18 protein-coding genes are annotated in these 20,058 nt (G+C 70.0%); 8 read left to right on the plus strand and 10 right to left on the minus strand.

Features of this window, described 5'->3' with window-relative positions:
• Positions 1-5: 5 nt before the first annotated feature.
• The 4 genes from TSH58p_RS06380 to TSH58p_RS06395 form a co-directional block, all read right to left on the minus strand.
• Entirely contained in the window at positions 6-872 is an 867-nt protein-coding gene (locus tag TSH58p_RS06380) for an NAD(P)-dependent oxidoreductase (RefSeq protein WP_109072131.1), read from the minus strand.
• A gap of 151 nt (positions 873-1,023) precedes the next feature.
• On the minus strand, positions 1,024-1,944 hold the full coding sequence (locus tag TSH58p_RS06385) for a hypothetical protein (RefSeq protein ID WP_109072132.1): 921 nt from the start codon (positions 1,942-1,944) through the stop codon (positions 1,024-1,026).
• A gap of 93 nt (positions 1,945-2,037) precedes the next feature.
• Positions 2,038-3,156, minus strand: coding sequence for an NnrS family protein (locus TSH58p_RS06390; protein WP_109072133.1), 1,119 nt, complete (start codon positions 3,154-3,156; stop codon positions 2,038-2,040).
• On the minus strand, positions 3,153-3,533 hold the full coding sequence (locus tag TSH58p_RS06395; protein ID WP_109072134.1) for a helix-turn-helix domain-containing protein: 381 nt from the start codon (positions 3,531-3,533) through the stop codon (positions 3,153-3,155). The genes TSH58p_RS06390 and TSH58p_RS06395 overlap by 4 nt, the downstream gene beginning before the upstream one ends.
• 132 nt (positions 3,534-3,665) lie before the next feature.
• Between TSH58p_RS06395 and TSH58p_RS06400 the strand changes: the two genes are divergently transcribed.
• The 4 genes from TSH58p_RS06400 (at position 3,666) to TSH58p_RS06415 (ending at position 6,445) form a co-directional block, all read left to right on the plus strand.
• On the plus strand, positions 3,666-4,679 hold the full coding sequence (locus TSH58p_RS06400) for a zinc-binding alcohol dehydrogenase family protein (RefSeq protein ID WP_109072135.1): 1,014 nt from the start codon (positions 3,666-3,668) through the stop codon (positions 4,677-4,679).
• Between the two features lie 93 nt (positions 4,680-4,772).
• Positions 4,773-5,231 carry a winged helix-turn-helix domain-containing protein gene (locus tag TSH58p_RS06405; RefSeq protein ID WP_247874254.1) on the plus strand — a complete coding sequence of 153 codons (459 nt, stop codon included), beginning with the start codon at positions 4,773-4,775 and terminating at the stop codon, positions 5,229-5,231.
• A 155-nt stretch (positions 5,232-5,386) separates the two neighbouring features.
• Positions 5,387-6,043 (plus strand): ribulose-phosphate 3-epimerase, encoded by a 657-nt coding sequence (gene rpe, locus TSH58p_RS06410; protein ID WP_109072136.1) that lies wholly within the window; start codon positions 5,387-5,389, stop codon positions 6,041-6,043.
• 144 nt (positions 6,044-6,187) lie between these two features.
• On the plus strand, positions 6,188-6,445 hold the full coding sequence (locus TSH58p_RS06415; protein ID WP_109072137.1) for a GlsB/YeaQ/YmgE family stress response membrane protein: 258 nt from the start codon (positions 6,188-6,190) through the stop codon (positions 6,443-6,445).
• Between the two features lie 106 nt (positions 6,446-6,551).
• Here the strand turns inward: TSH58p_RS06415 and TSH58p_RS06420 are convergent, their stop codons facing one another.
• The 3 genes from TSH58p_RS06420 to TSH58p_RS06430 all read right to left on the minus strand — a co-directional run bounded on the left by TSH58p_RS06420 (position 6,552) and on the right by TSH58p_RS06430 (position 8,768).
• Positions 6,552-7,331, minus strand: coding sequence for a response regulator (locus TSH58p_RS06420; protein WP_109072138.1), 780 nt, complete (start codon positions 7,329-7,331; stop codon positions 6,552-6,554).
• Positions 7,332-7,525: 194 nt separating this feature from the next.
• Positions 7,526-7,927, minus strand: coding sequence for a thermonuclease family protein (locus TSH58p_RS06425; protein WP_014240031.1), 402 nt, complete (start codon positions 7,925-7,927; stop codon positions 7,526-7,528).
• Positions 7,928-8,054: 127 nt separating this feature from the next.
• On the minus strand, positions 8,055-8,768 hold the full coding sequence (locus TSH58p_RS06430) for an SOS response-associated peptidase (RefSeq protein WP_109072140.1): 714 nt from the start codon (positions 8,766-8,768) through the stop codon (positions 8,055-8,057).
• A 154-nt stretch (positions 8,769-8,922) separates the two neighbouring features.
• Between TSH58p_RS06430 and TSH58p_RS06435 the strand changes: the two genes are divergently transcribed.
• Both TSH58p_RS06435 and TSH58p_RS06440 read left to right on the plus strand, forming a co-directional pair.
• The gene (locus tag TSH58p_RS06435) at positions 8,923-11,241 is read left to right on the plus strand and encodes a xanthine dehydrogenase family protein molybdopterin-binding subunit (RefSeq protein WP_109072141.1); all 2,319 of its coding nucleotides are present in this window, start codon (positions 8,923-8,925) and stop codon (positions 11,239-11,241) included.
• Between the two features lie 145 nt (positions 11,242-11,386).
• Positions 11,387-12,169 (plus strand): EAL domain-containing protein, encoded by a 783-nt coding sequence (locus TSH58p_RS06440; protein WP_109072142.1) that lies wholly within the window; start codon positions 11,387-11,389, stop codon positions 12,167-12,169.
• A gap of 5 nt (positions 12,170-12,174) precedes the next feature.
• On the opposite strand, the gene TSH58p_RS06445 is transcribed toward TSH58p_RS06440, so the two are convergent.
• Positions 12,175-12,471, minus strand: a complete 297-nt coding sequence (locus TSH58p_RS06445; protein WP_109072143.1) for a hypothetical protein — start codon at positions 12,469-12,471, stop codon at positions 12,175-12,177.
• 201 nt (positions 12,472-12,672) lie between these two features.
• Positions 12,673-16,020: a maltotransferase domain-containing protein gene (locus tag TSH58p_RS06450; protein ID WP_109072144.1), complete on the minus strand. Its 3,348-nt coding sequence runs from the start codon at positions 16,018-16,020 to the stop codon at positions 12,673-12,675.
• Positions 16,021-16,264: 244 nt separating this feature from the next.
• Here TSH58p_RS06450 and TSH58p_RS06455 point away from each other — a divergent pair, with 244 nt between their 5' ends.
• Complete coding sequence (locus TSH58p_RS06455; RefSeq protein ID WP_109072145.1) at positions 16,265-17,092, plus strand: polyphosphate kinase 2 family protein; 828 nt, start codon at positions 16,265-16,267, stop codon at positions 17,090-17,092.
• 126 nt (positions 17,093-17,218) lie between these two features.
• On the plus strand, positions 17,219-18,181 hold the full coding sequence (ppk2, locus tag TSH58p_RS06460; RefSeq protein ID WP_199230220.1) for a polyphosphate kinase 2: 963 nt from the start codon (positions 17,219-17,221) through the stop codon (positions 18,179-18,181).
• A gap of 21 nt (positions 18,182-18,202) precedes the next feature.
• Here ppk2 and TSH58p_RS06465 read toward each other — a convergent pair whose 3' ends face one another.
• Positions 18,203-19,951: a chloride channel protein gene (locus tag TSH58p_RS06465; protein WP_247874255.1), complete on the minus strand. Its 1,749-nt coding sequence runs from the start codon at positions 19,949-19,951 to the stop codon at positions 18,203-18,205.
• Positions 19,952-20,058: the final 107 nt, after the last annotated feature.

A 20,058-nucleotide genomic window follows, 5' to 3' on the forward strand; every position in this document is an offset into this window, starting at 1 on the left:
ATTCCTCAGCCCTCCTGGGGGTTGCCGGCGAGCCGGTCGAAGATCCGGACGAGCGCGCCGTCGCCCTCGCGCCCAAGCCCGACCGCAGCGGCCATGGTGAAAAGTTGCAGGGCGGAGGCGGCCAGCGGCGTCGGCACGGTCAGCCGCCGCGCGGCGTCCATCACACTGCCCAGGTCCGTCCCGACGATGCCCAGCGGCCGTTGCGACGGGATGTGGAAGGGACCGGCGGCAAGGATCTCGGCCAGCCGCTGCGGGTCGACTCCGGCGCGGACGCCGAAGGCCGTGGCCTCCGCCACCGCGGCGGCGTGGATGCCGGTCAGCATCTGCTCCACCGCCTTCACGGCGGAGCCCTGGCCGTGCTCCGTGCCGACGCGGTGCAGCGTGCCCGACGCGGCGGCGATCAGGTCCTCCGCCCGCGCGAAAGCGTCCTCGGGGCCGGAGGCCATGACCACCATGCGCCCCTCCGCCGCCCGCACCGGGCCGCCGCCGACCGGCGCGTCGAGCATCAGCAGGTCCCGCTCGGCGAGACGGCGCCCGACGGCGGCGGCCATGTCCGGCGGGACGCTGGTCGACAGGACGACCACGCCGCCCTTCGCCAGCGTGCCGGCCACGCCCTCGGCGCCGAACAGCACCTCCTCCGCCTGCTCCGCCGTGGCGACCAGGACGATGACGCGGTCCACCCGGCGGCCGACGTCGGCGGGCGACCCCGCGGCCTCCCCGCCATGGGTGACGAGGCTCATGCATTTGGCGGCGTCGAGGTCGCAGCCGACGACCCGGAAGCCGGCGCGGAGCAGCGACAGCGCCACCCCCATGCCCATGGAGCCGAGCCCGACGACGCCCGCGCTGCGGACCGGTCCCAATGCGTCGCTCATGATCCCCCCTGCGGACGCGCCCGCGTCTCTCCGTGGCCCATTGCCGAGGCCATTGCGTCGGAGTGTCGGGGGAGAGAGGAGGACCGTCAAGCCGTTGCGGAAGGGCCGCCTGGATCGGCGCGCGTCGGGCCGTGGCCGGAGCCGGCCGCGGTCAGCCGACCTGGGCGTGGGGAGCCGCCAGATGGGCGATGCCCTCCAGGTAGCGCCCCCCGTCGTAGAGCAGCCCCAGCGGGCGGTAGCGTTCCAGCTTGTCCGTGCCGGTCAGGTGCAGCAGATCGATCGGCGTGTGGGGATAGACGGGCGAGCGCCACAGCCCGTCCGCCCCGCGCACGGGCACGGCCATGCTGCACATCCAGTTGGCCGTCGCCGGCAGAAGCAGCGTGTCCTTCACCTGGAACATCACGATGTTGAGGACGATCTGCTCGCACAGGAAGTGGAAGGTGGTCCGCGTCGCGTCGCGCAGGCTGTCACGGAACAGGTCCCAATGGGGCGCGTCGTGGCGAAGCCCGTAGAAGCCCAGATTGTAATAGGGCAGCGAACCGGCCAGCGCGGCGACCTCCTCCCCGAAGAAGCGCGTGATGAGCTTGGCGCGCTCCGCCACGGCATGGGCGTTGGCGGTGTGCGACGCCAGGAAGGGATAGGCCGCGTCGGCCTCCGGGACGATCACGGCGCGCCCGCCGCGCACGCCCGCGACGGCGGCGTCCAAGGCGGCGGCGTTCTGAACCCAGATGTCGGCGTCCAGGTGCAGGTAGCACTGGAAACCGGGAAAATAATCGCGCAGGAACGGGCGGCAGAGCATCGCCTTCCAGAAAGGAATTTGCCGGTCCAGCTGCGCCACGAGCTGCGGGTGCGGCCACACCACCAGATCGTCCCGCACCGGCGCGATGCGGTCGCAGAGCGGCGCCACATGCTCGCGCTGCGCGGCGGTCAGCCCGACATCGATCAGGCAGACCCGGTAGCGGCGGCGGTCCAGCGGGCGCAACGACAGCAGAAGCCCGACCAGAAGCTCGAACACCCCGCGATCGGCGCAGACGACGACGGCGGTTTCAACCTCGAACGGCAAAGTCTCCATGGAACGCGCCGACCTCCGTTGCCTTCGGCGCACCATAGCGGCCGCGATGCGCGAAGACCAGAATCGGAGCACCAAAAAATCAGAGCGCGGACGTCACGCCCGAATACGCTTCGGCACGCGCAGCAGCACCCACAACACCAGCAGATGCGCTGCCATCCAGGCCAGCGCCGCCGCGGGCATCAGCAGGTCCGGCGCCGTGCTCGCCGCGGCGACGCGCAGCGCGGCGGCCAGCCCGACCAGAGCGATGGCGGCGGTGGCGGGCCGGGAGAAGTCCGGCGGCAGCGCCTCCCGCTGCAAGGTCGCGCGCACCATCATCGAGGCGGCCAGCGTGCCCAGCGCGCCCGCCCCGATCACGTGCCACCCCGCCCCGCCGGTCAGCGGGGCCAGCCGCTCGACCCCAAGGAACAGCCAGCCGAGTCCGAGCCAGCCATAGCCCAGATGCAGGCTCCACAGGTCCGGACGCTTCAGCACCGCACCCGTCCGCCAGCGCGCCAGACGCGCCCAGGCGGTCACCCCGGCCAGCGCGGCGCCCGCCGCCCCGATCCAGGCGAGCGAGCCGGTCGTCACCCCGGCGGCCACGGTCAGGGCGGCCAGCACCGCCCCGGCGACGCCCGCCCACTCCAAGCGCGGCTGCACCCGCTCCACCAGCGCCCCGCCCTGCTTGCGCAGCTCGCCCGCCGTGGCCGACGGGATGATTCGCCCGCCCATCACCAGCATCAGGATGCCGACGAGATGCAGCGCGAACAGCGCGCCCATCCGGCCGCCGTCGCCGCCCCACCAGACCAGCGCCTCGGCCAGCGCGAAGGCGCCGATCACCGGGCCGAACAGGATGTTGTGGCCGCTCTTGGCGGCGCGCAGGAAGGGCACGCCGGCGATCACGAACAGCGCCACCGGATAGGCCAGCGCCAGCGGCGCCGCGATCTCCGGCGGAAGGCCGCCCAGCACCGCCAGCCGTCCGGCCAGCCACGCGGCGAAGGCGACGGTCAGCGCCAGCCCGGACGGGCGCGTCAGCAGGAAGCCGCCGACCACCGCCAGCGCGTAGCCCATCAGCATCTCGTGCGCGTGCAGCGCCGGGGTCCAGCCGATGCCCAGCCAGCCGAAATAGCCGGCCACCCACAGCGGCACGCTGAGCGCCCCGTAGAGCGCGGCGGCGGGAAAGAACAGGCGGTGCCCCCAGGGACGCTGCGGCGGGGGCGGCACGAAGGCGCTCATGCGGCGGCGGCGGCAGCTGGAGAGGAGGCGGGAGAGGAGGCGGCGGGACGCAGATGCTCCTCGCCCCAGGCCTTCAGCGCCAGGATGATCGGCTCCAGGCTGCGCCCGCGCGGCGAGAGGCTGTACTCCACGCGCGGCGGCACCTCCGCATAGACGGTGCGGACCAGCAGCCCGTCCGCCTCCAGCTCGCGGAGCTGGGTGGTCAGCATGCGCTGGGTGACGTTCGGCACGCGGCGGCGGATCTCGTTGAAGCGCAGCGTGCCGGCCAGCAGATGGTAGAGGATCAGCCCCTTCCACTTGCCGCCGATGATGGCGAGGACGCCCTCCACCGGGCAGCCCGGCGAGCAGTCCAGGTTGGCGTGGGGGACGCGGGCCATGACGGTATCCTTTTCGACACTATGTGCGTTTCATGTGCATTCTTGCGCGTCCGTGCTGCAAGGCGCAAGTCTGTCGGCAGAGCACAACACGCCGCAACAAGCACGCAACAACAAGCACAAGGACTTGAAGCCATGCGCGCCGTCGCCTTCACCCAATCCCTGCCCATCGACGCCCCCGACGCCCTGATCGACGTGGAGCGTCCCCGCCCCGAGCCCCAGGGCCGCGACCTGCTGGTCGAGATCAAGGCCGTCTCGGTCAACCCCGTGGACACCAAGGTCCGCCGCAACATGCCCCCCGCTCCGGGCGCCATGAAGGTGCTGGGCTGGGACGCCGCCGGCACCGTGGTCGCCGCCGGGCCGCAGGCCACGCTGTTCAAGCCGGGCGACGCCGTCTTCTACGCCGGGGCCATCGACCGCGACGGCACCAACGCCGAGTTCCATCTGGTGGACGAGCGCATCGTCGGGCCGAAGCCGGCCAGCCTCGACTTCGCCCAGGCCGCCGCCCTGCCGCTGACCAGCATCACCGCGTGGGAGGCGATGTTCGACCGGCTGGACGTGCGGCGCCCGGTGCCGGGGGCGGCGAACGCCATCCTGATTGTCGGCGGGGCCGGCGGCGTCGGTTCCATCGCCATCCAGCTCGCCCGGCAGCTGACCGACCTGACGGTCATCGCCACCGCGTCCCGCGAGGAGACGCAGGCCTGGTGCCGCGATCTGGGCGCCCATCACGTCATCGACCACCGCAAGCCGCTGGCCGCGCAGGTGGAAGCGCTGGGCATCGGCGCCCCGGCCTTCGTCTTCTCGACCAACGACACCGGCGCCCATCTGCCGGAGATCGCCGCCCTGATCGCCCCGCAGGGCCGCGTCGCGCTGATCGACGATCCGGCCGGGCTGGACGTCATGGTGCTGAAGCGCAAGAGCGTGTCGCTGCACTGGGAGTTCATGTTCACCCGGCCCGTGTTCGGCACCGCCGACATCACCGCCCAGCATGACCTGCTGAGCGAGCTGTCGCGCCTCGTCGACGCCGGCACGGTCCGCACGACGCTGGCCGAGACGTTCGGCACCATCAACGCCGCCAACCTGACGCGCGCCCACGCCCTGCTCGAAAGCGGGCGGGCCAAGGGCAAGATCGTGCTGGCCGGCTTCTGAACCGCGCCTTGCCTTTTCGGCGGGGGACGGTCAGTCTCCCGCCCCGAAGGCGCGGAGCGGAGGAACGGGGATGGCCGGGGTGAAGGAGCGCGGATGCCGGGCGCGGGCCGGCGCAGCAGCAGTGTCCTGGGCGGCGCCATGACCCGCCTGCGCATCCGCATCGACTTCGACACCGGCGGCTCCGTCGGGCCGGGTAAGATCATGCTGCTGGAGCGGATCCGCGAGACCGGCTCCATCTCCGCCGCGGCGCGGACGCTGGACATGTCCTACCGCCGCGCCTGGCTGCTGGTGGACGACCTGAACCGCATCTTCGCCGAACCGGTGGTCTCCGCCGCGGTGGGCGGCAAGCATGGCGGCGGAACCGCGCTGACCGCCTTCGGCGAACGGGTGATCGAGCACTACCGCGCCGTCGAGCGCGACGCCTTCGCCGCCACCACCCCCCGGCTGGAAGCGCTGGAAGGGATGCTCAACGCCGAGTACGGCGCGGGAAGCGACCCGGCGGACGACGGCAGCTTTTCCGGCGATCCGGTGCTGAAACCCGGCTGCAAATAATATCCCCTCTCCCCGGAGGGGAGAGGGCTATGCTGCCATGAGCGATCGCCTTGTTGCGGATGGCGAGAGGGGTTGGGGCGGCGAAGGAGGCGTGTTATGGGAAGGCGGATTTTCCACCGCCCTTCCCCGCATCGCTCACGCCAAGGATTTCCGCCATGCGCCCGGTCAAGATCGCCCCGTCCATCCTCTCCGCCGATTTCGCCCGGCTGGGCGAGGAAGTGCGCGCCGTCGATGCGGCGGGCGCCGACTACATCCACATCGACGTGATGGACGGCCATTTCGTCCCCAACATCACCATCGGCCCGGCGGTGGTGAAGGCGCTGCGCCCGCACACGGCGAAGCCCTTCGACGTGCATCTGATGATCTCCCCGGTGGACCCCTACATCGCCGCCTTCGCCGACGCCGGGGCCGACATCATCACCGTCCACCCGGAGGCCGGCGCGCACGTCCACCGCACCATCCAGCTCATCAAGTCGCTGGGCAAGAAGGCCGGCCTGTCGCTCAACCCGGCCACCCCGCTGGAGGCCGTGGACTATCTGCTGGAGGACCTCGACCTGGTTCTGGTCATGACGGTCAACCCCGGCTTCGGCGGGCAGAGCTTCATCGCCAGCCAGCTTCCCAAGATCCATGAGCTGCGCCGCCGCATCGACGCGCTGGGCAAGCCCATCGACCTCCAGGTGGACGGCGGCATCAACGGCGAGACCGCCCGCATCGCCATCGAGGCGGGGGCCGACGTGCTGGTCGCCGGAACCGCCACCTTCACCGGCGGGCCGGACCGCTACGCCGCCAACATCCGCGCCCTGCGGAGCTGAGTTCCGGCCCTAACCCTCTCCCTCCCGGCCATGCTCCAGGTGGGTTTATCCGCAAGGGGGTCCTCCTTCGGGCAGAACCAAACGCCGTTTTGGGCGTTATGGCTGCGTGGGATCGAGGACATCGATACTGGAGGGAGAGAGGTTATGGGTATTCTGTGGACGATCATCATCGGCTTTCTGGCCGGCATCGTCGCCAAGTTCCTGATGCCGGGCCGCGATCCGGGCGGCTTCATCATCACCACGCTGCTCGGCATCGCGGGCGCCTTCGTCGCCACCTATCTGGGCGAGGCCGTTGGCTGGTACCGGGCGGGTGAAGGGGCCGGCTTCATCGGCGCCATCGTCGGCGCCATCGTCATCCTGGCCATCTACCGCATGATCGCCGGGCGCCGCACCACCGTCTGAGGCGGCTGCACACCACAGCGCACACGCAAAGGGCGGCCCGACGGGGCCGCCCTTTCGCTTTTGCATCCGGACCGCAACTGCCGGACCGCAGCTGCCGGACTGCGGCTTACGCCAGAGCCACCGGGCTCGGCATGAAGACCGCGCGGGAGATCGCGGCCTGGATCGCCTCGTTGGTGAAGGGCTTGCGGACGATCTGACCGAGATGGCGGGCGTCCGCCTCCTCCAGATCGCCGTCGAAGGCCGTGACAAAAATGGTCCGCATGGCCCGCTTCTGGCGCAGCCGGCGGGCGACCTCCACCCCGCTGCCGCCATCGGCCAGCCGGACGTCCAGCAGAGCCAGCGTCGGCTTCTCGGCTTCCAGCAGTTCCAGTGCCTCCTGCTCGTTGTTGGCGGTGCCGCAGACGACGTGGCCCATGTCGGTGACCAGCGAGCCGATCTCCATCGCCAGGATCGGGTTGTCCTCCACCACCAGCACCCGCTGGGTCAGGGCGTTGCGCACCTTGTCGCGGGCAATGGTCAGCCGCTCCTGGGCCTCGGGCGCGGGGACCTGAAGCACCTGGGCGGCCTCGGGAACCGTCAGCCCCTCCAGCGTGATCAGCAGATACATGCGCCGCTCGCCCTCCGGCAGGGAGGCCAGCGCCCGTTCGATGGGGTGCGGCGACGGCGAGGGCCGCCCGTCACCGTCCTCGTCGAACAGCAGATTCAACAGGGCGTAGAGCGGCACCCGCGCGCCCGCTTCCAGCCCGAAGCGGGAGGGGGCCATCACGGCGACCTCGACGCAGCGCGTCACAAGGTCGTCACCGCGTTCGGTCGCTCCGGTCAGCGCGCGCGCGTAGCGGCGCAGGTAGGGGAGATGATCGTAAAGCTGGCGTGCGTAGACTCGCATGACCCGTTCTTCCGCGCCGGTGGGTGGGTCCGTCCGGCCTTCGGCACCGAGGGGCGCTGGCCGGTCGGCTTGTTTAATAACTTGTTAACACTCTGAAACACTATCACGCCCCCCAAGGAGGGCGAACCGAAAAAAAGGCCGAGTCCTCCTTCCTCCGTTGGCAGAGGCCACATGGCCGAGCCGGACCGCAGGACCTACCGCGCCTGCTCCCGCTGCTGGCGCGACCGCCATTGCCAGGGCTTCTCCACCTGACCGGCCCACAGGCCCAGCCGGCGGCTCTGCGCGAAGGCCTCGCTGGAGGCGTAGGCCGGCGACAGGCTGCGGTAGGCGAAGGCCCAGCCGCGCGCCACCATGGCCGCCCCCAGATCGACGCCGAGTACCCGGCATTCGCCCAGCTGCTGCCCGTTGCGGTCCCGCTCGGCGATGGTGCAGGTCACCTCCTGGTCCTTGATCAGGCTCGCCAGCACCGCGGTGGCGATGCGGAAGCAGTCCAGCTCGTGCCCGTAACGGTTCCGGCATTTCTGCCCGACGTCGGGGGCGTCGATGCCCATCAGGCGAACCGGCGTCCCCTTGATGGACAGCGTATCGCCCTCCATGGCGACACCCTGCCCTTTTAGCGTTTCGTTGGGGGTGTTGGCGACCTTGCCTTTGGTCGTCCCTCCCTGGGCATACGCCGTTCCGGTTGAGAAAATCACGAGAAGCGCCACCAAAGGGCCGCGCCAGTCAGAACAGCGTCGGCGCGTCATCGGGCGGTGCGTCATCGGGCGGTGCGTCTTCCAGCGGAGCGGCGCACGCCTCGTCGTCGTTGCGCACGTTGTTGACGCGCGGTCCCACCGGATAGGCCTCCAGCAGCGCGTCGGGCGCCGGCTTCAGAAGCCCTTCCAGCACCGGCAGCGGGGCGGCGGGGTCCAGCCAGAGTTCCCAGTCCGTTTCGTCCAGGACCACCGGCATGCGGTCGTGCAGCGGCTTCAATACCGCATTCGCCGTGGTGGTGACGATGGTCAGCGTCTCCAGGGGTTCCGCGGGGGCCGGCCCGCCCTTCGGGCCGGTCCAGCGCTCCCACAGGCCGGCGAAGGCGAAGGGCGCGCGGTCGCGGCGGCGGATGGCGTAGCCCTGCTTGCGCTTGCCCACGGCCTTCCACTCATAGAAGCCGTCCACGGGGACGAGGCAGCGCCGCTTGCGGAAGGCCTCCCGGAAGGACGGCTTCCCGGCCAGCGTCTCCCCGCGCGCGTTGATCAGCCGGGCGCCGATGGACGGGTCGTCCGCCCAGAAGGGCACGAGGCCCCAGCGCAGGGTCACCAGATGGCGCCCATCCTCCTCCCGCCGCACGGCGGGCACCGGCTGGGTGGGGGCCACGTTCCAGCGGGGCTGGAGGTTCGGCAGTTCGGGGAAGCCGAACAGCCGCTGAACCTCCGCGGCTGGCGTGGCGAGTATCATGCGTCCGCACATGGCCTAAGAATAGGTGGTCCGGTGCCCCCACGCCACCGCCGGCTTATGCCCTACCGAGGGTTTTCGCCGGCCGAGGCTCAGCCTATCTTCTCCGGGTGTCTCCCCGCGCCATAGGCCCGCGTAACAGGAAAGACCCCGCCCCATGATGAAGTTCGGCATCGGCCAGCCGGTTCCCCGCACCGAAGACGCGCGCCTGCTGACCGGCGGCGGGCGCTACACCGACGACGTGTCGCTTCCCGGCCAGACTTACGCCGTCTTCGTGCGCTCCCCCCACGCCCACGCCGACATCCGCGGCATCGACACGGCGGAGGCGGCGGCGCAGCCTGGGGTGCTCGGCGTCTTCACCGTCGCCGACCTGGAGACGGACGGCGTCCAGCCGATCCCCTGCGCCGCGGCGCTGACCCAGCGCGACGGCTCCCCCTACGTCGCCCCGCCCCGCCCGGCGCTGGCCAAGGGACGGGCGCGCCACGTCGGCGATCCGGTCGCCGTGGTCGTGGCCGAGACGCTGGAGGCCGCCCGCGACGCGGCGGAGCTGGTGATGGTCGAGTACGACGACCGCCCCTCCGTCACCGGCACGGCGGAGGCGCTGGAGCCCGACCGCCCGCGGGTGTGGGACGAGGCGCCGGGCAATCTCTGCTTCGACTGGGAGCAGGGCGACGAAGCGGCGGTGGATGCGGCGCTCGCCGGGGCCGCCCGCGTGGTGGAGCTGGAGATCGTCAACAACCGCGTCGTCGCCAACCCGATGGAGGGCCGCGCCTGCCTCGCCGCGGTGGAGGCGGAGACCGGACGGCTGGTCATTTACGTCACCAGCCAGGGCGTGCACGGGCTGCGCAAGCAGTTCGCCCAGCTGTTCGGCCTGCCGGAATCCAAATTCCGCGTCGTCACCACCGACGTCGGCGGCGGCTTCGGCATGAAGCTGTTCAACTACCCGGAATACATGGTCTGCCTGTTCGCCGCGCACCGCCTGAACCGGCCGGTGAAGTGGGCGGCGGAGCGGACGGAGGGATTCCTCAGCGACGACCACGGGCGCGACCATGTCAGCCGCGCCCGGCTGGCGCTGGACGGCGACGGCCGCTTCCTGGGTCTGCGCGTGGACACGGTCGCCAATCTCGGAGCCTACCTGTCGAACTATGGCCCCTTCATCCCGACCGACGCCGGGTCGGCGATGCTCGTCGGCTCCTACACCACGCCCGCGGTCCATGTGCGGGTCAAGGGCGTCTTCACCAACACCCAGCCGGTGGACGCCTACCGCGGCGCCGGCCGGCCGGAGGCGGCCTATCTGCTGGAGCGGCTGATCGACCACGCCGGGCGCGTCACCGGCCTCGGCCCGGCGGAGATCCGGCGCCGCAACTTCATCCCGCCCGCCGCCATGCCCTACGCCACGCCGATGGGCCAGACCTACGACACCGGCGAGTTCGAGCAGAACCTGCGCGACGGGCTGGAACTGGCCGACCACGCCGGCCTGCCCGCCCGCAAGGCGGCGGCGAAGGCGCGCGGGAAGCTGCGCGGGGCGGGCATCGCCACCTACATCGAGGCCTGCGCGGGCGGCGGCGCCGAGCAGGCGACGGTGCAGGTCAACGGCGACGGGCGCATCGTCCTGATGATCGGCACCCAGACCAACGGCCAGGGCCACGAGACCGCCTACAAGCAGATCATCGCCGACCGGCTGGGCGTCCCGCCGGAGGATGTCGAGGTCGTGCAGGGCGACACCGACCGCGTGTCCTGGGGGGCCGGCACCGGCGGCTCCCGCTCCGTCCCGGTGGGCGGGGCGGCGCTGGCCGAGGGTGCCGCGCGGGTGGTGACCAAGGCGACCGAGGTCGCCGCCGACCTGCTGGAGACCGCCACGGTGGACGTGGAGTTCGTCGAGGGTCGCTTCAGCGTCATCGGCACCGACCGCAGCGTCTCCTTCAAGGAGGTGGCCGCCAAAGCGGCTGCGCAAGGCCCCGTCGCCTTCACCGAGGTGGCCCGCTGGACCCCGCCGGCCAACACCTTCCCCAACGGCTGCCACGTGGCGGAGGTGGAGGTCGATCCCGACACCGGGGTGGTGGAGGTCGTCGGCTACACCGTCGTGGACGATTTCGGCACGGTGGTGAACCCGCTGCTGGTCATGGGGCAGGTCTATGGCGGCGTCGCCCAGGGCATCGGGCAGGCGCTTCAGGAACGGGTGGTCTTCGATCCGGACAGCGGCCAGCTGCTCAGCGGGTCCTTCATGGACTACCAGATGCCGCGCGCGGTGGACGTGCCGGACATCCGCATCAAGCTGAACTGCGTGCCGAGCACCACCAACGCGCTGGGCATGAAGGGCGCCGGCGAGGCGGGGGCCATCGGCGCGCCGCCCGCGGTCATCAACGCCCTGGTGGACGCGCTGTCGGACTACGGCATCGACCACATCGACATGCCGGCGACTCCGCTCTCCGTATGGTCCGCCATCCAGGCCCGCAGCAAAGCCGCCGCGGAGTGACGAAGACCCGAACAATGAAAAACGGAGTAATGACGTCATAGGCCCTATTTCCAGACCCGATGTCACACCTTGCGTTGAATAAATTTGAGACAACATACGTACTATAAAGAGTTAAACACAGAATAACCCCAAGAGAGAAACGGGCATGACGGCGGAGCGGATCAGGGGCGGCGGGTGCGGCGGGTTGTGCACCGAGGGTTTGGGGTTCGACTTCACCATGGCTTTCCAGCCGATCGTCGATGTCGGCGGCGGGCGGCCCTGGGCGCACGAGGCGCTGGTGCGCGGCCTCGACGGCCAGGGGGCCGGCTGGGTGCTGGGCCAGGTGACCGAGGCCAACCGCTACGCCTTCGACCAGGCCTGCCGGGTCAAGGCCATCGAGCTGGCCGCCAGCCTCGGCATGGGCCAGCAGCCCGACACCCGGCTGTCGATCAACTTCCTGCCCAACGCCGTCTACCAGCCCGAAGCCTGCATCCGCGCCACGCTGGCCGCCGCCAATCGCACCGGTTTCCCGCCCGACCGCATCATCTTCGAGGTGACGGAGAACGAGCGTGTGGTGGACGGCGCCCACCTGAAGTCCATCTTCACCGAATACAAGCGCCAGGGCTTCCACACCGCCATCGACGATTTCGGGTCGGGCTATTCCGGCCTGAACCTGCTCGCCGAATTCCAGCCGGACATCATCAAGCTGGACATGGAGCTGACCCGCTCGATCGACACCGACCGCGCCCGCCGCAGCATCGTCAGCGCGATCCTCACCGTGTGCCGCGATCTGGGCATCACCCCGGTGGCGGAAGGCATCGAGACGCCCGGCGAGGCGACGGCGCTGCGCGATCTGGGGATCACGCTGATGCAGGGCTATCTGTTCGCCCGGCCGGCGGTGGAACGTCTGGTGACGCCCACCATGGATTTCGCGCCGGCGGTGGCCTGAGCGAGCTACGGCATCCGCGGGCGGCGCACCGCCCGCGGCCGGGGAGCGGCGTAGCGCCCCCGCTGCTCGGTGGCGAGGGTCAACGCCTCGTGCGCGATCAGACGGCGGTAGTCGCCGTCCACCCGCGAGAACATGGCGAAGGCGAACTTGACCGCGTCGGGGGTGGGGCTGGTGGCGGCCTCGCGAAGCGCGTTGCGCAGCATGCGCAGCTCCAGCACGCCTTTGACGCAGATGCGCTCGACCGCCTGAGCCAGGATGTCGATCGAACACAGGGACGCCTCGTCGTCGAGTCGGTACTGCACCCGTCCCCCGCAAGGAAGAACCGCCACGGACCGGCCGGGTTCTAGCTTGGGTTGGGCGCGAACGCCAGCGTTTCGGTGAGATGGCGGTGGGGCGAGGCGGGCCCCCCTCCCGACCTCCCCCCGCTGCGCAAGGGGAGGAGAAAAGCCCTCCCCTGCAAAGCGGGGGAGGGTTGGGTGGGGGCTCTACGCTCCCCCGTCCCGTCACCGCCCCGGCGGACGAATGCGCCAGATCGCTGCCGGGTTCTGCTGCGGGTCCAGCCAGACATGCTGGAACTTGCCGATCCAGGTGAAGCGCTGGCCGGTGAACAGGTCCTCCACCTGCACATGGGCGCCGTCGTCCAGCCCCAGCTCCCACAGCGGAACCTCGATGGTGCCGCCATGGCCGTTGTGCGGATCGAGGTTCACCGCGATCAGGATGACGTTGTCCTTGCTCTCCGTCATCTTGCCGTAGAGCAGGATGTTGTCGTCGTAGGCGTTGTAGAATTTCAGGTTCGTGAATTTGTGGAGCGCCGGGTTCTCCGCGCGGATCTTGTTCAGCCGCGTGACGTAATCGACGATGTTGCCGGGCTTGTTCCAGTCCCAGTGCCGGATCTCGTACTTTTCGGAGTGGTTGTACTCCTCCTTGCCCGGATAGGGGTCGGCCTCGCAGACGAAGTACGGGGTGTAGAGGCCGTAGACGCCCGACAGGGTGCCCGCCAGCACGGCGCGCATCATGTGGGCGGGCCGCCCGCCATGGACCAGGATCGGCGGCAGGATGTCCGGCGTGTTGGCGAAGAAGTTGGGCTGCATGTAGTCCTTGGACTCGCCCTGGGTCAGCTCCGTCAGATACTCGGTCAGCTCCGCCTTGGTGTTGCGCCAGGTGAAATAGCTGTAGGACTGGGTGAAGCCGATCTTCGCCAGCCGGCGCATCAGCTTGGGCCGGGTGAAGGCCTCGGCCAGGAACAGCGCGTCGGGGAAACGGTCCTGAACCTCGCGGATCATCCATTCCCAGAAGGGGAAGGGCTTGGTGTGCGGGTTGTCGACGCGGAAGATGCGCACCCCCTCGTCGCACCAGAACAGCACCACGTCGCGCAGCGCGTACCACAGGTCCGGGTAGGCCTCGCGGTAGAAGCTGACGTTGACGATGTCCTGGTACTTCTTCGGCGGGTTCTCGGCGTAGCGGATCGTGCCGTCGGGACGCCAGTAGAACCACTGCGGGTGCGACTTGATCCAGGGATGGTCGGGGGAGCACTGGACGGCGAAGTCCAGCGCGATCTCGATGCCGTGCCGCCGCGCCTCCTTGACCAGCCGGCGGAAGCCCTCGAAGTCGCCGATCATCGGGTCGATGTCGGCGTGCCCGCCCTCCGTCGCGCCGATGGCGTAGGGCACGCCGGGATCGTTCGGGCCGGGGTTCAGCGTGTTGTTGCGCCCCTTGCGGAAGCTGCGGCCGATCGGGTGGATCGGCGGGAAATACAGCACGTCGAAGCCCATGCCCCGGATGAAGGGCAGCATGTTCGACACGTCGTCGAAGGTGCCGGGCCGCGACGGGTCCGGCGAGGCCGAGCGCGGGAAGATCTCGAACCACGCGGAGTAGCGGGCCGCGGTGCGGTCCACATAGACCTCCAGGTCGCAGCCGTAGCGGGACAGATACTGCCGCTCCCCGTAGGTCGCCATGGCTTGGCGCGGCTCGTCCGACAGGGCGTAGGCGGTCAGCTCCGCGCCCTGCAGGCTGCTCATCCGCTCGACCACCCGCTCCAGCGCGGCCCTGCCCTCGCCCTCGTTCAGCCCCACGGCGTGCTCGACGAAGCGGCGGCCCTCGATCAGCTCAAGCCCGACGTCCAGCCCGGCGTCGTGCTTCTTCTTGAAGTCGGCGCGCCAGCTCTCCCACACGTCGCGCCACGCCAGGATGCTGTACTGGTAGCGCGTGTTGCGGGTCAGCGGCAGCTTGCCCACCCAGCGGTCGTTGTCGAAGAAGGTCATGGGCACCTCGCGCCATTCCTCCTCGTCGACCGGGCGGTAGGTGACGGCGGCGCCGAGGACGAAGGTGCCGTCGGTGTAGATGTCGGCCCACACCTCCATCACGTCGCCGACCACCCGCTTGACCGGGAAGCGCCCGCCGTCCAGCTCCGGATAAACGTTCTCGATGGTGACGCGCCGCGCCGCCAGCTCGTCCATCCAGGCGCGGGTGCCGGCGTCGTGCTCCGCCCCGCGCTCGCCCAGATGGTTCAGTTCGATGGGGCGGCTCTGCGCCGGGCGGGCGCGGAAGACGCGCATCTCCAGCGGGCGCAGGCGCAGGTCGCGGCCCGGCTCGAAGGGCAGCGGCGCCGCCTCCGGGGTCACGTCCTCGAAGTCGGCGAAGCCGCCGCCGCTGCTGGCCAGCAGCGGGCCGGGGTCGATGGCGTGGGGCTGGTTCTCGTCGGGGTTGATGAGCAGGACGGAACAGCCCTCCCCGCTCCCGTTGGCCCAGCCACTGGTCTCGCGGATCAGCCCGATCACCGGGTTGTGCGGCGAGGTCACCCGGCGCTGCGGCCCTTCGACGTTCAGCGCCGGGCTGTCCGCCTTCATGGCGTTGACCGCCCCGATGAAGCCGGTCAGGTCGAGCTTCGGCTGCTCCCAGTCGTCGGGCGTCGTGTTCACCACGTCCAGCTTGCGGGTGAAGCCGTACTCGAACCCCACCGGCATCATCACGCCGGTCGAGAAGGAGGCGGCGAACAGGTAGTGCATCTTCAGCTGGGCGGCCAGCCGCTCGGTGTCCTGGCTGCCGACCTCCGCCGCGAGACGGTCGGTGTCGTGGCTTTCCGGGAAGGTGATGGAGGGGGCGATCCAGCGGAACTCGTCATACTGGTCGAGCAGCCAGTCGGACTTGAAGTCCCACCATTTGGCGCTGTTGAACAGGAAGTCGAAGCCCGCCCCGCAGAGGTCGCGCACCTGCTCCACCGTGCAGCCCAGCGTCTCGGCGAAGAACGTCACCTCCGGATCGGCCTCGCGGGAGCGGTCGATCAGCGTCTTCCACACATCCGCCGGGATCTGATAGGCGGCGTCGCAGCGGAAGCCCTTCACCCCGAGCCCGATGTAATGGCGCAGATAACGGGTCCAGTAGTCGGTCAGCCCCGCCCGCACATCGGCCCGCTCGTAATCGAGCATGGCGAGATCGCCCCAGATGGTCACCCGCGACGGGTCCACCGGATCGACGGCCCGCGGGCTGTAGAGGTCGCCGTTGGCGTCGCGCCGGTACCAGTCCGGATGCTCGCCGACCAGGATCGCGTCCTTGGCGGTGTGGTTGATGACGAGGTCGAGCATGACCGACTGGCCGTGCCGCCCCGCCTCCGCGATGAAGCCGCGCAGCAGCTCGTCCGGATGCTCCGGCGCGCCGCCCTGGATGCGGTCGTGCAGCCGGTAATAGTCCTTCACGGCGTAGAGGCTGCCGGAGAAGCCCGGATAATGGATCGGGTTCAGGAACAGCCAGTCGAAGCCCATCCCCTGGATGCGGGGCAGATGCCCGGCCCAGTCGCGCATCGGGCCGACGAGCGTGGGAAACAGGTTGTAGATGCGCGGTCCGGCGGTGGCCATCGGGGAAATCCTCCTGGTCGGCAGCGGCACGCCAGCCGGTCGCCGCTGGTTGACAAGCGTGGCGCCTCCCGTGGATCGTCCGGACGACCGTCACCGGCCAAGGGACCATCACCGGAAGGACCATCGCGAGGTTGCAACGCGCGCCCTGCGGGGCGCACGCGCTCAACCCCTGCGAAGCGCGAAGGTTCCGAATCCTGACACTTGGGCCAAAACACTTGGGCCAGACATTTCGAAAGGTGCGTGCATGGGCAACGGAAACGGCAAGATCCGGCTCGACAAGCTCGATATGACGGCGGAGGGCATCGGCAGCAAGGACGACTACGAACGCCGCCTCGCCAAGCTGCAGAAGGACCTGCTGCACATCCAGCAGACCTATTGGCACGAGAAGCGCCGCGCCATCCTGGTGTTCGAGGGCTGGGACGCCGCCGGCAAGGGCGGCTGCATCCGCCGCCTGACCGAACCGCTCGACCCCCGCGGCTTCCACGTCTGGCCGATCGGCACCCCGACGGCGGAGGAGCAGGGCAAGCACTACCTCTACCGCTTCTGGACCAAGCTGCCCGCCCCCGGCACCTTCGCCATCTTCGACCGCTCCTGGTACGGCCGCGTGCTGGTGGAGCGGGTGGAGGGCTTCGCCGAGAAGGAACAGTGGAAGCGCGCCTACGACGAGATCAACCAGTTCGAGAAGATGCTGACCGACGACGGGGTCCGCATCATCAAGCTCTTCATGCACATCACGCCGGATGAACAGCTCAACCGCTTCCGCGAGCGGCTGAGCAACCCCTACAAGCGCTGGAAGCTGACCGAGGAGGACCTGCGCAACCGCGCCCGCTGGGACGACTACACCAAGGCCATCGAGGCGATGTTCGAGAAGACCTCGACCGAGACGGCCCCCTGGCAGGCGGTTCCCGCCAACTCCAAATGGCACGCCCGCCTGAAGGTCATGGAGATCGTGACCGAGGCGCTGAGCCGGGGCGTCAACGTCGCGCCGCCGCCCATCGACCTGACCGTCGCCCGGATCGCCGCGGAGGTGCTGGGCGTCCACCTGACCTTCGACACCAAGGAGAAGGACTGACCGTCTCCTCGCCCTGGCGCCCTTGGCCTCGGTCACTTCGTCGCGGTGGGCGCGCGGGCGGTTGCCTGACGCGCCGGCATCTCCTAGCGTTGGTTGGTGGAGACAACAATAAGCAGGGTGCGTTCGATGGACGAGGTCAAGGCGGGTTCCGGGGCCGGGGCGGAGGAGAAGCCGCGGAAGAAGCGCAAGGCGCTGAAGCTGAAGGATCTCGGCCTCGGCGTTCCGGCCACCGGCGGCGAGGTGCTGCGCGACGCCAAGGAGGTCGCGGCCATCGAATCCCACTGGCGCGACCTGGGCGGCGGCAAGCCGGCGAAGGGCGGCAAGAAGGTCAAGTACATCGACGAACTGGCCCGCCTGCAGTTCGAGCTGATCAAGCTGCAGGAATGGGTGCGGGTCAACGGGCTGAAGGTCTGCGTGCTGTTCGAGGGGCGGGACGCCGCCGGCAAGGGCGGCGTCATCAAGCGCATCACCGAAAGCCTCAACCCCCGCGTCTGCCGGATCGTGGCGCTCGGCACGCCGACCGAGAAGGAGCGCGGCCAGTGGTACTTCCAGCGCTACGTGGCGCAGCTTCCCGCCAAGGGTGAGATCGTCCTGTTCGACCGCAGCTGGTACAACCGCGCCGGCGTCGAGCATGTCATGGGCTTCTGCACCGACGCGGAGTACCAGGAGTTCCTGCGCGCCTGCCCGCTGTTCGAGGAGATGCTGGTCCAGTCCGGGATCATCCTGGTCAAGTATTGGTTCTCGGTCAGCGACGAGGAGCAGGAGAAGCGCTTCACCGAGCGGATGCGCAACCCGATCAAGCGCTGGAAGCTCAGCCCGATGGACCTCGAATCGCGCAAGCACTGGGTCGAGTACTCCAAGGCCAAGGACGCCATGCTGGAGCACACCGACAAGAAGCTGACGCCCTGGTACATCGTCGACGCCGACGACAAGAAGAAGGCGCGGCTGAACTGCATCCACCATCTGCTCCAGCAGATCCCCTACCAGGACATCGCCCCGGTCGAGTTGGACCTGCCGCCGCGGCAGAGCGACGACGGTTACAAGCGGCCGAAGAAGTCGAAGCAGAACTGGGTGCCGGAGGTGTACTGAGCGCCGACCTCGGACGGGCGGTCAGTCCCGCCCGTAGAGGCTGCGTTCGCCCAGCTCCTCGCCGCGCTGCCGCTCCAGCTCCTGGCTGTAGCGGCGCAGGGCGTAGGCCTCGGTGACGTAGCCGACGATCCGCCGGTCGGTGGGCGAGGCCAGGACCGGCAGCGCCTCCACCTCGGCGCTGCAGAAGCGCTGGAGCACGCTGCGCACGTCCTCGCCGGGCCGCAGGAAGTCGTCGGCGTGCTTGGCCAGTTCGCCGACCGGCGTCTTCGCGTCCTCCTCGCCCAGCGACGGGTCGTGCACGGCGCCCATGTCGATGATGCCGGCGTAGGACCCGTCCGGCTCCACCGCGAAGACGGTCTTGGCGGCGCCCAGCGGATGCAGGCGGCGCAGCGTGTCCAGCGTCTGGGTGGTCAGGATCGTTTTCACGTCGCCGCGCATCAGCCGCATCGCCGTCAGCTCTGACACCCAGCCGACGTCGTAGGCGCCGCGGATCGGCACGCCGCGCAGGTGGAAGCGCCACGTCGCGAAGGAATAGCCGAAGGCCTGCCGGACCACGGTGGTCGACACCACGACGCCGATCAGCACGCCGGACGCCGCCCAGAAATCCTGCGTCGCCTCCAGCACCAGGAGCACCATGGTGACCGGCGCGCCGATGATGCCGGCGGCCACCGCGCCCATGCCGGCCAGCACCAGCAGCATCCGGTCGAGCCCCAGCCCCGGCACCAGCAGCTCGATCACCCCATAGGCCAGCCCGCCGAACAGCCCGCCGAGCAGCAGCGAGGCGCTGAACAGCCCGCCGCGGAATCCAGAGCCGAGCGACAGGGCCGACGCGACGATCTTGGCGACCAGCAGGACCGCCATGGCCTCCAACCCGCGGGCCAGCTGCGAGGGGTCGGCGCCGGGTCCGGCCCCCAGCACCTGCGGCACCGCCAGAGCCAGCGCGCCCAGGGCAAGCCCGCCGAGCGCCGGGCGCCCCCAGACGGGAATGGGCAGCGCGCGGAAGCCGCGCTCGGCCACCGTCACCGCCTGCATGGCGAGGATGCTGAGCCAGCCGGCCAGGAAACCGAGGACCCCGCAGGCCACATAGTCCCAACCCTCCACCGCCACCGGACGGCCGAAGAACAGGACCGGGGACGGGTCGGTCAGCCAGTGCGCCACCGCCACCGCGGCGACCGACGCCGCCCCGATCGGGGCCAGCGTGGCGATGGTGTAGCCGCCCATGACCAGCTCGAAGGCGTAGAAGGCGCCGGCCAGCGGCGCGCCGTAGGCGGCGGAGATGGCCGCCGCCGCCCCACAGCCGACCAGCGTGCGCAAATCCGCCCGCCGCAGATGGAGCTTCTGACCGAGAGTCGAGGCGATGCCCGCCCCCGCCTGGGTGTAGGCCGCCTCCATCCCCACCGACGCGCCGGAGCCGTTGGACAGCAGGGTCGCCAGGGTCAAGCGCAGGCTGTCGATCAGGGACATCTTGCCGCCGTAGAGCGCGTTCGCCTCGACCGGATCGACGATGTCGTTGGACCGCCAGCGCCGCACCAGCTTCACCATCACGCCGAGCAGCAGGCCGCCGATGGCCGGAACCAGCAGGGTCCGCCAGGGGTCGGCCAGGGCGGCCTCGCCCAGATCCTGCCCGTGGGCCACCGAGAAGACGAAGGACTGCGTCCAGACCACGGCCTCGTGCAGCATGGCCACGGCCAGCCCGACCCCGGCGCCGATCGCCCCGGCGAGCATCAGGACGCCCAGCACGCTGTCGCGCAGGCTCCGCCGTGTCAGCACCCTGAGGAACCGCCGGCCGGGGTTGCGTGCTCTTGTCAGGGCGCCGGCCGCGTCCCCCGCGGCGCCCCGGATTCCCGTCATGTCGTCCGGCATGCCGGTCAATGTGT

It is taken from the genome of Azospirillum sp. TSH58 (genome assembly GCF_003119115.1).
Taxonomy (GTDB): Bacteria; Pseudomonadota; Alphaproteobacteria; order Azospirillales; family Azospirillaceae; genus Azospirillum.

Excerpts from the sequence above, each read along its gene's own strand:
- TSH58p_RS06380 (WP_109072131.1), bottom strand. The coding sequence starts at position 872 with ATGAGCGACGCATTGGGACCGGTCCGCAGCGCGGGCGTCGTCGGGCTC.
- TSH58p_RS06385 (WP_109072132.1), bottom strand. The coding sequence starts at position 1,944 with ATGGAGACTTTGCCGTTCGAGGTTGAAACCGCCGTCGTCGTCTGCGCC.
- TSH58p_RS06390 (WP_109072133.1), bottom strand. The coding sequence starts at position 3,156 with ATGAGCGCCTTCGTGCCGCCCCCGCCGCAGCGTCCCTGGGGGCACCGC.
- TSH58p_RS06395 (WP_109072134.1), bottom strand. The coding sequence starts at position 3,533 with ATGGCCCGCGTCCCCCACGCCAACCTGGACTGCTCGCCGGGCTGCCCG.
- TSH58p_RS06400 (WP_109072135.1), top strand. The coding sequence starts at position 3,666 with ATGCGCGCCGTCGCCTTCACCCAATCCCTGCCCATCGACGCCCCCGAC.
- TSH58p_RS06405 (WP_247874254.1), top strand. The coding sequence starts at position 4,773 with ATGCCGGGCGCGGGCCGGCGCAGCAGCAGTGTCCTGGGCGGCGCCATG.
- rpe (WP_109072136.1), top strand. The coding sequence starts at position 5,387 with ATGCGCCCGGTCAAGATCGCCCCGTCCATCCTCTCCGCCGATTTCGCC.
- TSH58p_RS06415 (WP_109072137.1), top strand. The coding sequence starts at position 6,188 with ATGGGTATTCTGTGGACGATCATCATCGGCTTTCTGGCCGGCATCGTC.
- TSH58p_RS06420 (WP_109072138.1), bottom strand. The coding sequence starts at position 7,331 with ATGCGAGTCTACGCACGCCAGCTTTACGATCATCTCCCCTACCTGCGC.
- TSH58p_RS06425 (WP_014240031.1), bottom strand. The coding sequence starts at position 7,927 with ATGGAGGGCGATACGCTGTCCATCAAGGGGACGCCGGTTCGCCTGATG.
- TSH58p_RS06430 (WP_109072140.1), bottom strand. The coding sequence starts at position 8,768 with ATGATACTCGCCACGCCAGCCGCGGAGGTTCAGCGGCTGTTCGGCTTC.
- TSH58p_RS06435 (WP_109072141.1), top strand. The coding sequence starts at position 8,923 with ATGATGAAGTTCGGCATCGGCCAGCCGGTTCCCCGCACCGAAGACGCG.
- TSH58p_RS06440 (WP_109072142.1), top strand. The coding sequence starts at position 11,387 with ATGACGGCGGAGCGGATCAGGGGCGGCGGGTGCGGCGGGTTGTGCACC.
- TSH58p_RS06450 (WP_109072144.1), bottom strand. The coding sequence starts at position 16,020 with ATGGCCACCGCCGGACCGCGCATCTACAACCTGTTTCCCACGCTCGTC.
- TSH58p_RS06455 (WP_109072145.1), top strand. The coding sequence starts at position 16,265 with ATGGGCAACGGAAACGGCAAGATCCGGCTCGACAAGCTCGATATGACG.
- ppk2 (WP_199230220.1), top strand. The coding sequence starts at position 17,219 with ATGGACGAGGTCAAGGCGGGTTCCGGGGCCGGGGCGGAGGAGAAGCCG.